The 12,006-nt window shown below is 58.2% G+C and carries 15 protein-coding genes; 8 read left to right on the top strand and 7 right to left on the bottom strand.

The genetic code is table 11. The features are described 5' to 3' along the window. Positions 1-77: 77 nt before the first annotated feature. Positions 78-674 (top strand): 5-formyltetrahydrofolate cyclo-ligase, encoded by a 597-nt coding sequence (locus tag LC059_RS10670; protein WP_226703835.1) that lies wholly within the window; start codon positions 78-80, stop codon positions 672-674. 123 nt (positions 675-797) lie between these two features. Here the strand turns inward: LC059_RS10670 and LC059_RS10665 are convergent, their stop codons facing one another. Together LC059_RS10665 and ilvA are read right to left on the bottom strand one after the other, a co-directional pair. Next, positions 798-938, bottom strand: coding sequence for a hypothetical protein (locus LC059_RS10665; protein WP_162276141.1), 141 nt, complete (start codon positions 936-938; stop codon positions 798-800). A 388-nt stretch (positions 939-1,326) separates the two neighbouring features. Continuing rightward, on the bottom strand, positions 1,327-2,886 hold the full coding sequence (gene ilvA / locus LC059_RS10660; protein ID WP_226703834.1) for a threonine ammonia-lyase, biosynthetic: 1,560 nt from the start codon (positions 2,884-2,886) through the stop codon (positions 1,327-1,329). A gap of 161 nt (positions 2,887-3,047) precedes the next feature. Between ilvA and rpiA the strand changes: the two genes are divergently transcribed. The 3 genes from rpiA to LC059_RS10645 all read left to right on the top strand — a co-directional run bounded on the left by rpiA (position 3,048) and on the right by LC059_RS10645 (position 4,927). After that, positions 3,048-3,725 carry a ribose-5-phosphate isomerase RpiA gene (rpiA, locus tag LC059_RS10655; protein WP_226704119.1) on the top strand — a complete coding sequence of 226 codons (678 nt, stop codon included), beginning with the start codon at positions 3,048-3,050 and terminating at the stop codon, positions 3,723-3,725. A gap of 18 nt (positions 3,726-3,743) precedes the next feature. Further along, positions 3,744-4,367, top strand: coding sequence for a hypothetical protein (locus tag LC059_RS10650; RefSeq protein WP_226703833.1), 624 nt, complete (start codon positions 3,744-3,746; stop codon positions 4,365-4,367). Between the two features lie 215 nt (positions 4,368-4,582). Beyond that, positions 4,583-4,927, top strand: coding sequence for a DUF4168 domain-containing protein (locus LC059_RS10645; RefSeq protein ID WP_226703832.1), 345 nt, complete (start codon positions 4,583-4,585; stop codon positions 4,925-4,927). Between the two features lie 25 nt (positions 4,928-4,952). Here the strand turns inward: LC059_RS10645 and LC059_RS10640 are convergent, their stop codons facing one another. After that, positions 4,953-5,285 (bottom strand): helix-turn-helix domain-containing protein, encoded by a 333-nt coding sequence (locus LC059_RS10640; protein WP_226703831.1) that lies wholly within the window; start codon positions 5,283-5,285, stop codon positions 4,953-4,955. A 238-nt stretch (positions 5,286-5,523) separates the two neighbouring features. Between LC059_RS10640 and LC059_RS10635 the strand changes: the two genes are divergently transcribed. Beyond that, complete coding sequence (locus LC059_RS10635; protein WP_226703830.1) at positions 5,524-6,594, top strand: AraC family transcriptional regulator; 1,071 nt, start codon at positions 5,524-5,526, stop codon at positions 6,592-6,594. A 68-nt stretch (positions 6,595-6,662) separates the two neighbouring features. On the opposite strand, the gene LC059_RS10630 is transcribed toward LC059_RS10635, so the two are convergent. Next, the gene (locus tag LC059_RS10630; RefSeq protein WP_226703829.1) at positions 6,663-7,898 is read right to left on the bottom strand and encodes an OmpA family protein; all 1,236 of its coding nucleotides are present in this window, start codon (positions 7,896-7,898) and stop codon (positions 6,663-6,665) included. A 294-nt stretch (positions 7,899-8,192) separates the two neighbouring features. On the opposite strand from LC059_RS10630, the gene LC059_RS10625 reads away from it, so the two are divergent. From LC059_RS10625 to LC059_RS10615, 3 genes are read left to right on the top strand one after another with little or no spacing between them, the layout of a single operon-like run. After that, the gene (locus tag LC059_RS10625; RefSeq protein WP_226703828.1) at positions 8,193-9,338 is read left to right on the top strand and encodes an acyl-CoA dehydrogenase family protein; all 1,146 of its coding nucleotides are present in this window, start codon (positions 8,193-8,195) and stop codon (positions 9,336-9,338) included. Then, a complete protein-coding gene (locus LC059_RS10620; RefSeq protein WP_226703827.1) occupies positions 9,335-9,490 on the top strand; it encodes a DUF2256 domain-containing protein in 156 nt (51 codons plus the stop codon). The genes LC059_RS10625 and LC059_RS10620 overlap by 4 nt, the downstream gene beginning before the upstream one ends. Continuing rightward, positions 9,487-10,788 carry a DASH family cryptochrome gene (locus LC059_RS10615; RefSeq protein ID WP_226703826.1) on the top strand — a complete coding sequence of 434 codons (1,302 nt, stop codon included), beginning with the start codon at positions 9,487-9,489 and terminating at the stop codon, positions 10,786-10,788. Before LC059_RS10620 ends, LC059_RS10615 begins: the two co-directional genes overlap by 4 nt. 27 nt (positions 10,789-10,815) lie before the next feature. Here LC059_RS10615 and mnhG read toward each other — a convergent pair whose 3' ends face one another. Genes mnhG through LC059_RS10600 form a run of 3 tightly spaced genes read right to left on the bottom strand, consistent with a single transcriptional unit; the run spans position 10,816 to position 11,967 of the window. Then, positions 10,816-11,166, bottom strand: coding sequence for a monovalent cation/H(+) antiporter subunit G (gene mnhG / locus LC059_RS10610; protein ID WP_226703825.1), 351 nt, complete (start codon positions 11,164-11,166; stop codon positions 10,816-10,818). Then, entirely contained in the window at positions 11,144-11,494 is a 351-nt protein-coding gene (locus LC059_RS10605; RefSeq protein ID WP_226703824.1) for a monovalent cation/H+ antiporter complex subunit F, read from the bottom strand. Before LC059_RS10605 ends, mnhG begins: the two co-directional genes overlap by 23 nt. After that, a complete protein-coding gene (locus LC059_RS10600) occupies positions 11,494-11,967 on the bottom strand; it encodes a Na+/H+ antiporter subunit E (RefSeq protein ID WP_226703823.1) in 474 nt (157 codons plus the stop codon). Before LC059_RS10600 ends, LC059_RS10605 begins: the two co-directional genes overlap by 1 nt. Positions 11,968-12,006 lie beyond the last annotated feature (39 nt).

Here is a 12,006-nt window from a genome sequence, read left to right as displayed (position 1 = left end):
AACTTCCCGCACCGACCATAACAGAGCGTCGTTTCGATAAGAGGTCTTATTAGAAGGTCCCGAAATAGAAGGTCCCGATGCCAGATTCCGCACCACCATCCAAGCAACAGTTGCGCCGTCAAATTCGCGCCGCCCGCCGCGCACTCGGAACGCACCGGCAGCGCACGGCCAGTCGCAGACTGTGCACGCGACTGGCTCTGTGTGCGGAACTGAAGCGCGCGCGCCATATCGGGCTCTACTGGCCAATGGATGGCGAGATTGACCCGCGCCCGTTGTTGAAACGTTTTCCCCACAAACGTTTTTACCTGCCGGCACTGCCCCGCTCCGCGCGCACCGCCATGACCTTTCTGCACTGGCCCGGCGCTTCACTACGCTACCGCAATCGCTACGGAATTCCGGAACCGGTGCTCGGCCGCAGCGCATCCATCAGCCCGGAGCGACTGGATCTGGTTCTGCTGCCGCTAGTCGCGTTCGACCCTAGTGGAGCACGACTGGGCATGGGCGCCGGTTACTACGACCGCACCTTCGCGTTCAAACACCATCGCCCGGGCACAGGCCCCGACCTTGTGGGCGTTGCCCACCAACTGCAATGTGTCGACCACCTGCCAATGGAGAGCTGGGATATTCCGCTCACGTTGGTCGCCACGGATCAGCGCCTGTATCGCTGCCGGTAGCACCTAAACCTACCTAGCACCACGACCTACCCGCCAGCTCTTTCCGGCGGGCACAAAAAAGCCGAACCGCTGTTTCCAGGGGCTCGGCTTTTTTGATTTGGCGTCAGCCAGCGGGCGAAGGGGTCAGCGAGTGACCACTCCCTGCTGCAGGGCTGCCGGCGCTTCTTCTTCATCAGAAGAGAACACTTCGGTCAGACCGGAACTGCTCAGCAGTACGCCCGCAACAAAGACAACTACCGCGAGTGTCAATGCGTCGGGTTTCATGGGGACCATCCTGTAAGAATTGAATTCTTGTTTTTTATCAGATCGTTTTCGATCTCTTTTTTCCTGGCGATCTTCGCCGCCAGTGGCGATTTGGACCTCAACCAACCAGAAAGTTCCAACGGAAAGCTCCGAGAGAATTGCAAGGCTCTTAAGGGGCTCAGTGAGACCATTGAGTCCGCCAAGTTTGCCTTTCCAGCTGGCCCATCGGGACCAATCACCGGTCAAAAGATACTCGATTGATGGCGAAATAGTAACCCGTCAAGCTCTTTTTTTTGAGAAGACGCTCACATTTTGAGAATTGCAAGTTCGACAGATCCCCCCGAGTGATCTACTCACCGCAAAAAGTGACGACCAAAGCACAATTTAGGCGCCAATCGCCGAAGTTCCGCTAACCTTGCCCACTGTTACGCCCCTGGGACAGGAAGAAACGGTAAGCCGGATTATCGGTTTCCTCCCAGAACGGGTAGTGCAGCTGATCCAGAAGCGTTTTCAACGCCGGGCGCTCGTTCTCGGCCACCTCCAGCCCCACCAGCACCCGCCCGTAAGCGGCACCGTGATTGCGGTAGTGGAACAGGGTAATGTTCCAACGGCCCGCCAGCTGCTCGAGGAACTTGCGCAGGGCACCGGGGCGCTCGGGGAACTCGAAGCGGTAGACCACCTCGTTTTCGATGCCCTGTGCGCGACCGCCAACAAGATGACGGATATGCAGCTTGGCCATCTCGTTATCGGTCAGGTCGGTCACCTGATAGCCACCAGCTTCGAGCTGGGCCAGGAGGTTCTGACGATCGGCATCGGTACTCACCTGCATACCCACGAAGATATGCGCCTCGCCGCTGCTGCCGTTGTGCCCGGTGCCGCCAGCAAAGCGATAGTTGAATTCGGTGATGGAGCGATCACCCAGATCGCGGCAGAACTGCAGGTAGCTGCCCGGTTTCTCCGGGATGGTGACAGCCAGTACCGCCTCGCGTTTCTCGCCAATCTCGGTTCGCTCGCTGATATAGCGCAGCCGGTCGAAATTGGTGTTCGCACCACTGCATACGGTGGCCAGCGCCTGGTTCTGCTCACCGCTCTGCTCGGCGTACTTCTTCAGTCCGGCGAGGCCCACAGCGCCAGCGGGCTCGGCGATGGAGCGGGTATCTTCGAAAATATCCTTGATCGCCGCACAGATCTCATCGGTGGTTACCGTGATAACCCCGTCGATGGTCTCGCGCAGCACACGATAGGTTTCCTCACCGATCTGCGCCACCGCGACACCGTCGGCAAACAGGCCCACCTGCGGCAGACGCCCGTCGCGATTTCCTTCGGCCATCGCCAGCTTGAGGCAGGCGGCATCTTCCGGCTCTACCGCGTAGACCTTGATCTCCGGACGCACGTACTTGATGTAGGCCGCCATCCCCGCAGCCAGGCCACCGCCACCTACGGGGATAAATACCGCATCTAGGTTGCCGGGGTGCTGGCGCAACAGCTCCATCGCCACCGTGCCCTGGCCGGCAATGACATCGGGATCGTCATAGGGGTGGATAAATACCAGGCCGCGCTCTTCTACCAGCTCCCTGGCGCGGGCAGCGGCCTCGTCAAAGGTGTCTCCGTGCAGAACCACTTCCGCGCCGCGCATGCGCACCGCATTCACCTTGATCGCAGGTGTGGTCGACGGCATCACGATGGTGGCGCGCACGCCCAGCTGCTGGGCGCCAAGGGCGAGGCCCTGGGCGTGGTTACCCGCGGAAGCGGCGATCACGCCCTTGGCCCGTTCCTCAGGCGCCAACTGCAGCAGTTTGTTGTAAGCGCCACGAATCTTGAATGAGAACACCGGCTGCAGGTCTTCCCGCTTCAGCAGAATACGGTTGCCGAGGCGATGGGAAAGCTGGCGCATGGGCTCCAGCGGGGTTTCGATGGCGACATCGTAAATGCGCGCGTCTAAAATGCGCTTTATATAGGACTTGGGCATGACAGAAATCGGCAGCCGGTAGATGTTAACGAGCCCGCCAGTCTAATCGCTACACAGCATCAAAGCCACACGAAAGCCGGTTTTACGCGAAAAAATCTTCGCGAACGGGCATTTTTACCGCAAATATTGCACAAGGAAGCTTTCCCTCCATGACAGAGCCCATGAATCAGGATCAACTCAAGCAGGACGTCGCCCGCGCCGCGGTGGAATACATCACCCCCATGCTGGAAGCGCACACCATTGTCGGCGTTGGCACCGGCTCTACCGCCAACTATTTCATCGATTTCCTGGCGGAAAAGAAGGGGCTGTTCGACGGCACTGTCGCCAGCTCGGAAGCTTCCGCCGAGCGCCTCAAGTCCCACGGTATCCCGGTCTACGACCTGAACGCGGTCGACAGCATCCGCGTGTATGTGGATGGCGCCGATGAAACCAACCCACTGCTACAACTCATCAAGGGCGGTGGCGCGGCGCTGACGCGCGAGAAAATCGTCGCTGCCTGCTCCGAAGAGTTTGTCTGTATTGCCGACGATAGCAAATGGGTGCCGGTACTGGGCAATTTCCCGCTGCCGGTGGAAGTTATCCCCATGGCGCGCTCTTATGTGGCCCGGGAGATCGTCAAGCTCGGTGGTGACCCCGTCTACCGCGAGGGTGTGACCACCGACAATGGCAATGTCATTCTCGACGTGCACAATATGCAGATTGCCAAGCCCCTGGAGCTGGAAGATGCCATCAACAACATTACCGGGGTGGTCACCAACGGCCTGTTCGCCGCGCGCCCCGCTGATATTCTGCTGCTGGGAACCGCCGACGGCGTAAAGACGGTCAAGTCGAAAATTTGAGAAGTTGTTTACTCACTGATGATTCAAAAGAATAAGAAACTGAAACTGGCGCTGCTCGCGCTGCCGCTGCTGGCGGCGGGCTGCGCCACCACCCCGCCCAGCAATACCGACGATATCTGCGAGATTTTCCGCGAGAAAGACGACTGGTATCACGACGCTGCAAAGTCCGCACGCAAGTGGAACACGCCCATCGCCACCATGATGGCCACCCTGCACCAGGAATCCCGCTTCGTGCACGATGCCAAACCGCCGCGCACCAAGATCCTGTGGATTATCCCGGGCCCGCGCCCATCCGATGCCTACGGTTATCCACAGGCACTGGGAACGACCTGGAGAAGCTACCAGCGCGCCACCGGTAACTACGGTGGCGACCGCGACGACTTCGAAGATGCCATCGACTTTGTAGGCTGGTACCACAACACCAGTCAGCGCCAGTGTCGCATCAAACCCAACGATACCTATCACCTGTACCTCGCCTACCACGAAGGACAGGGGGGCTTTAACCGTCGCACCTATCGCAACAAGAAATGGCTACAGAATGTGGCCCACAAGGTATCCTCGAGGGCAAAAAGCTACCAGGGTCAATTGAATCGTTGCGAGGCTTCGCTCAAGAAGCGTAAAAAGTTCCTCGGCCTGTTCTAGGAGCTTCACTGCGCCGGGGAGCAAAATTTCCGCCGCCAGTCTCATCTGGCGGCAATTTGCGCAAGCACCCCGGAATAACAACTACCCTTTGCAGACAGCGCTTTGCCACAGCGGTGAATTCCCAAAAGAACCGATACCAAGGCCCTGTAGCCCTCCTCCAACGCTGGGCGTGCAACTCCGCACAGATGCGTTTTTTCGATAACGAGAGGTGCTCCATGAAGCCGACCGCCATCTATTCCGCCGCACTCGCTCTGGCTCTCGCCGTTTCCAGTGCCTTCGCCGAAACAGCCGTGAGCGAAGCTCAACTACACAAATTTGCCGATGCCTATCGCTCCATCGTTACCCTGAGCCAGGAATACGCGCCCAAGCTCAAGGCCGCCGCCGATGCCGCCGCCGCTGAAGCCATTAATGTGGAAGCCCAGTCCAAAATGCTTGCCGCGGTACAGGGTGCCGGCCTGAGCAAAGAGGAATATCAGGGTATTGCCACCCAGCTGCGCAATGATCCCGCGCTGCTACAGCGGGTCAACGACATTCTGCAGAAGGCTGCCAGCACGGAATAAAGCCTCCCCGCCCAGCGCCCCAGGCTCAATCAGAGTCCGGCGCCGGAATCTGCTCCGGTGCCAGCTCCAGCACCCTGGCGATATCCGCCAGGTGTGCGCGCACCCAGCGTCCGTCAATAGAACCCCAGTCCTTCAGCGCGTAGTAACCGTCGTTATTGCGCACGCCCTGCTGTACAAACTCAACGCAAGTACCGTGGCCAGGCAAGCCCTTGGCGATTACATCCTGAATGGTGCGGCGCGGCCAGCCAGTGACCTCTTCAAGCGCCGGGTTGTTAGGGCGCGGCAGCCGCTCTATCAGGTAGGCGACCAGTAAACGCCGGCAGATGGTCGGGTTTAGGTCGATCGCTTGCTGGTTCATAAGGTCGTCCTGATCTCTAGAAATATTGAAGGGTGTGAATAGTGGGTCACCCCATTTGTAGCACATAAAGCGCGCGGTTTTCCAAATTGCGCGACTGCGGCTTGCCGGCAGACAGAATCATCCGCGCAGAGGAATGCGGGACTTTTTATGCACCTTTTTGCATAATCTTGCCCCACAAGCCGGCTCGCACATGCACCGGGCCAGGATAGATATAAAAACGGACAGCGGAAGCGTGACTGTGGAAAGCGATACTCTCCTACAGACCAAGGTCGAACAGAACACGGATCAGCCAGCCAAAGAGATCGCCGCACCCGGCATTCTCGCCGCTGCGGTATTTGCCCATCTGGCCGGTGCCCGCGCTGCCGGCATCGACTGCGACCAGTTGCTGTGTAATGCCGGCGTCGATCTCGCCACCACCACAGCGCCCGACGCGCGCATCGGGCGAGAGCAATTGGCGCGACTGCTACGCCTGTTATGGGATCAACTGGGGGACGAGTCCGGCGGCTATCTCGCACGCCCGTGGCTACCCGGCACCTTCGCCATGATGGGCCACGCCACCATCACTTGCCCCACCCTGCGCCGCGCCCTGTTGCGCTCCAGCCGGTTTGTGGCGATGGTGAGCGACGATATCCATATCAAACTGGTGGAGAACGGAGAGGAAGCCCAGCTGATTTTTTACCACGAAAATCACAAGCAGCTACCCAACCAGAATTTTGTCGAATCCATGGCGGTGATCTGGCTGCGCTTCTTCAGCTGGATGATCGACCGCACCATTTTGCTGGAGCGGGTGCACCTCGCCTTCCCGCCGCCGGATTACGACGAAGACTACAACGATATGTTTCCCTGCCGGCACTACTTCAACCAGTCGGAAACCTGCCTGGTCTTCAACACACGCTATCTGAACCTGCCGCTCGCCCGCGATGCACAGCAACTGAGTGAATTTCTCGCCCGCGCACCGGAATGCCTGCTCACCCAATACAAGTCCGACAACAGTTTTACCGGCCGCATCCGCCGCATGCTGCAGGGAGACAACAGCATCGAGAATCTGTCACTGGACGATGTGGCAGAGCGCCTGTATACCTCGCCACAAACCCTCCGCCGCCGCCTCAAAGACGAAGGCAATAGCTGGCAGGACATCAAGGATTCCGTGCGCCGGGACATGGCCATGTACCAGCTGAAGGGGCAGGAAACCCCGGTGGCAGAAATTGCCGAGCGCCTGGGCTTTTCTGAGCCCAGCGCATTTAATCGCGCCTTCAAAAAATGGACCGGTCTTGCCCCCGGCGCATATCGGGATAAATACCGAGGCTGATCCTCACACTTCCCAATAAAAAAACCCGCGGCATGCCGCGGGTTTTTTTATTGGTCTAACAATCGAGTCTATTGCTGCTCGAAGGACGTCACTTTCACCACGATACGACGGTTCTTCTGTTTGCCTTCCTCGGTACTGTTGTCGGCAATCGGATTAGCGGGTCCCATACCGACGGCTGTTACTCTTCCTTCGTCAACTCCGGAGTTGACCAGCAGAGCGCGTATTCCCATGGCGCGCGCCTCCGACAACTTCTGGTTGTCCACTGCATCGCCATCGCTATCGGTATAACCCTCGATGGCAACTGAAAGCCCCGGGTTCTCCTGCATGATCTTGATCAGAGTTTGCACGTCGGGCATCGACGCCGCATTGGGCATGCTGCCATCGGTGGGGAACTCGATGTCGAGCGCAAACTCACGGTTTGGGTCGCGGTTGGCATTTGCCAGATAATCGCGGAACGCCTTGCCGAAATCCTCGGGGACCGAAATCACGCCGGTATTAGGATCCGTTACAGCACCACCATTCAATCTGGGATCGGTGGGTGTCTCCTCCACGACCACCTGATCCTGCTCCATCACCACACCACCGCTGCCATCCTCCATTTTCTCTTTCTTCGCGCACATGTTCAGCGCCCACAGCACACCGAGCGCGATCAGCAATGGCCACAGCCATTTGGCGAGCCCACTTTTCTTTGCCGGTGGCGGCGTTTGCGCGGCGTGCGCCGCCTGACGTGGGGTAGTTTCCACCACGGTGCGCTCCGCGAGTTCATCGAGGTTATCTGCCCCCAGCTCTTTCAGCAGGCCCGGAGGCAGCTTGTCTTTGATATGGGTTTTCTGCCCCAGCAACAGCGCTGCCAGGCCCTCCATATTCAGCCCCTTGCTTTTCACCAGTTTACCCACCAGGGACATGATTACCGGTGCCGCGATACGTAACAGCGAACCGCTTTTGGTGCTGTCGAGGCCAAGCGCACTGGAAATCACACTCGCTACGCCACTGCGATTGGTGCCAAACACTGAGTCCAGCATACTTCCACCCACATCCTGCAGGCTGCTCATTTTGTCCGGGCTGGTGAAAATGTCCGCAGGTGACGATAGATCCATGCTGGTGCTTTTGGTAGCCATATTGAGCAGCGCACCCAGGCCACTCTCGCTACCCGCCTTGTTCAGCATCCCCGCAAGTACGGAGGCCGCCCCGGTGTTGAATGCGGCTTCACTTTTGTCATCGCCAAGACCCAATGCGCTACCCAGCGCACTGAGACCCGATGAACCCAAATGGCGTACCGCCATTTCCAGAAGATTGTCAGCCATTTGCGTACCTCGCGATTGCATAGCGATTCAATTGTCCGGTGTTTGTGGTGGAGTTCGCCGGAACCACTCTCAACAGTGTACGGCACCAAAATCCTCAAGTTAGGTCGTTTAAGAATAAGCAGGTGCTAACAAATCAGGATTCTTAATGCGTACAGTCCTGCGTCTTGGCGCGAAAGGCCATTGTGCCGCGCCATACATGCGCTAATTTATTCATACCGGACATTCCACAAGCGCCGCCGGCGCAACGAATGGGCCAATAGCAATAAGACAGCAACACGAGATAGGCACAGCACCATGATCCCGAGAACCGTCTTCAGCACCGAGCACGAACAGTTTCGCGACAGCGTGCGTAAATTCCTCGAGACCGAAGCCGCGCCCTACCACCACCAGTGGGAAAAAGACGGGCAGGTCGACCGCGAACTCTGGCGCAAGGCAGGAGCCATGGGCTTTTTGTGCCCGCAGGTCCCAGAGGCCTACGGCGGGCTGGAGCTGGACTTCGGCTACAACGCCATCGTTGATGAAGAGATTTCCCGACAGGGACTGACCGGTATTGGCTGGGGGCTGCACTCGGATATCGCCGTACCCTACATCGTCAATTACGGCACCGAAGAGCAGAAACAGAAATTCCTGCCCGGTTGCATCAGTGGCGATATCGTCACCGCCATCGCCATGACCGAGCCCGGTGCTGGCTCAGACCTGCAGGGTGTACGCACCACCGCGGTAAAAGATGGCGACCACTACCTGCTCAACGGCTCCAAAACCTTTATCACTAACGGCCAGCACGCCGATCTGGTGGTGGTGGTGGCAAAGACCGATGCCTCTGCGGGTGCCGCAGGTGTCAGCCTGTTGCTGGTGGAATCTGACAGCCCGGGATTCAAGAAAGGCACCAACCTGGAGAAAGTGGGCATGAAGGCCCAGGACACGTCCGAGCTGTTTTTCGATGATGTCAAAGTGCCGGTTGAGAACCTGCTCGGCGGCGAGGGCCAGGGTTTCATATACCTGATGCAGGAGCTGCCCCAGGAGCGCTTAAGCGTTGCATTAAACGCCATCGCCAACTGTGAAGCGGCAATGGGCTGGACCATCGACTACGTTCGCGAGCGCAAAGCCTTCGGCAAGCCCATCGCTGCCTTCCAGAATACCCAGTTCAAACTTGCCGAGCTGGACAGCGAACTCACCGCGCTGCGCGTGTTTATCGACCGCTGCCTGGAGCTGCACTACGAAGAGAAGCTCGACGTCTCCACTGCTGCCAAAGCCAAGCTTCTCGCCACCGACTTCCAGTGCAAACTGTTAGATGAGTGCATGCAGCTGCATGGTGGCTTCGGTTATATGTGGGAATATCCCATCGCCCGCGCCTGGGCCGATGCGCGGGTGCAGCGGATTTACGCGGGAACAAATGAAATCATGAAACTGATTATTTCCCGCGAATTACTGAAAGAATGATCCGCAAGCAGGACTTGCCGCAGAAAACATGTCCGGTGTGCGGGCGCCCCTTTACCTGGAGGCGCAAGTGGAAGTACTGCTGGGACAGCGTGCGCTACTGTAGCGAGCGCTGCCGGCGACAGCGCCGTACCAAGCCAGCGGCAGTTTCGTGAAGCTGGTCTGGTTTTTAAATAACCTGCGTGCCAGTGACAACGAGGCACTGGTACGTGCCTGCGAGGGTAGAGCCCCCGTTTGCGGGCTCTATTGTTTCGATCCCCTGTTCTTCAGTGATGACCGCTACGGATTTCCGCGCACCGGAACTTTTCGCGCTCGATTTTTGTTGCAGAGTCTGCACGACCTGTCGCGACAGCTGGAAGCACTCAATATTCCGCTGCTGATTGCTCACGGCGATTCGGCAAAATTCATTCCGCAGCTGGTAGCGGAGCACAATATCAGCGAGATTTTTCTGCAACGGGAGTGGACCCGCGATGAGCGCCAATTGATTAAGCGCGTGGGCGCTTCGCCCGCGCTACAGCATGTCCCCCTTAAACCCAGCTACGACCAGTTTCTGATTCACCCGGATGATTTGCCATTCGCAGATATTCGGGACCTACCGGAGGTATTTACTCACTTCCGCAAGGCGGTGGAGAAGGCACTGCCCATACGCACGCCATTGCCAACCCCTAAACCTCGCCCGCGCGACAACCTCACATCCATCCGAGGTAACGCCCAAATTCCATCGCTGGAAGAACTGGGCTTGCGGCCACCAATACCGGATCCTCGGACCGCGTTCCCGTTTTCCGGGGGCAGCTCTACCGGACATGAACGTATTCAAAACTACTTCTGGCGCAGCAAAAATATCACCCGCTACAAGCAGACCCGCAATGGCCTTGTCGGAACCGAGTACAGCAGCAAGCTTTCGCCCTGGCTCGCCAATGGGAGCCTGTCTGCAAGGGAGATATACCGGGAGCTGAAAGACTTCGAGCGCGATGTGGTCGCCAACGAGGACACCTACTGGCTGCAGTTTGAATTGCTGTGGCGAGACTACTTCAAATACATTTCGATGAAGCACGGCGACCGATTATTCGCTCTGGGCGGTATTCGCAACCGGCAGTACGAATGGGATCTGGACAAGGAAAAGCTCACGGCGTGGATCGAAGGGCGTACGCGCTATGATTTCGTCAACGCCAATATGCGCGAACTGGCCGCGACCGGCTGGATGAGCAACCGCGGCCGCCAGAATGTGGCAAGTTACTGGGCGCGCGAGCTGCAGCAGGACTGGCGCGCGGGCGCCGCCTGGTTTGAGAGCCAGCTTGTGGATTACGACGTACACAGCAACTACGGCAACTGGATGTACAACAGCGGTGTCGGCAACGATCCGCGCGACCGGCGCTTCGATATCGAACGACAGGCGACAGTATACGACCCGGGCAGACGCTACCGTGAACTCTGGCTGGGGGACGGCACATAAACAACGCTGAACAATCGAGAGACATGGTCAGTCGTCTTTTTCCCGCTCGGCCTTTGGCGACTGCATGGATGCCCCATTCCACATCGGAGAATGGGTGCGAAAGGCGGCGCGCGCGATCATATGCGCCCCCACTGGAACGGTCAGGAACAGGAAAAGAATGGCTGCCACTGCGCGGGCGGTGACCCGCCCATCCTGAAACAGGATGGCCACCCCCAGCAACAACAAACCACAACACAGGGTGGCGCCCTTCCCGGACGTGCTCATACGCATGTAAATGTCCGGCATCCGCACCAGTCCCAGTGCCGCGGTAAAGCCGAAGAAGCTGCCGCTTATAATCAGCAATGCCAGCAACCATTCAGTGATTATGCTGATCGCCATCCTGTTCCCTCTCATCACCTGCCGACTCAACATCTTCCGCGCGTTGCTCCACAAAACGCCCGAACGCCACCGTGACCAGGAATGCCACCAGTGCCAGGGCAATGGCTGCATCCAGAAACACGTCGCGGCCAGAGGAAATCGCGAGCAGTGCACAATAGGCCACCGCGAGAATATTCAGTACGTCCAGGGCAACCACCCGGTCCGCCAGCGTCGGCCCGCGGGCAATGCGAAAAAAACACAATCCCAGTGCGAGCAGCAGTAGCCACGACGCGATTTGGATTGCCAGCGCCAGTAGCGGCGAGCTACCGTTCACAATTGCCTGTAGCATCAGTCAAACGCCTCCCTGACTTTTTCCTCCAGTCCACTGCGCAGTTCGCGCCGGAACGCTTCGCTATCCCGTGCAAACATACTGTGCACGTATAGCGCCCCCTTTTCCTCATCGACATCCAGCACCAGAGTCCCGGGGGTAAGCGACACCAGCTGCGACAACAACAATAACTGGCTACGGTCGCGCAAATCCGTGCTCACCCGAATCACACTGGGCTGGCTGCGCCCCACCGGCGACAGCACTTCATAAGTGGCGCGCAGGCCAGAGGTAATCAGCTCGCGCAAAAAGAACACCAGCAACGCCAGCATTTTCGGCAGTCGACGGAAGTAACCGTTACTGATCTTGCGCACCGGGGACAGCGCCATGGCGACATAGCCGATGGCAAACCCCATCAGGAAATTCACCGGCGAGGCATTACTGGTGAGCGCCGCCCAGCTGATCGCCAGCAGAATGTTCATCAGGAACAATTTCACAATTGACGTTCCTCCGTTTTCATCGCCGGACCCTCACTA

Origin of the sequence: Microbulbifer elongatus, assembly GCF_020524885.1 — a bacterium.
In the GTDB taxonomy this organism is placed as follows: domain Bacteria; phylum Pseudomonadota; class Gammaproteobacteria; order Pseudomonadales; family Cellvibrionaceae; genus Microbulbifer; species Microbulbifer elongatus_A.
This window is presented reverse-complemented; position numbering and strand designations above follow the sequence as displayed.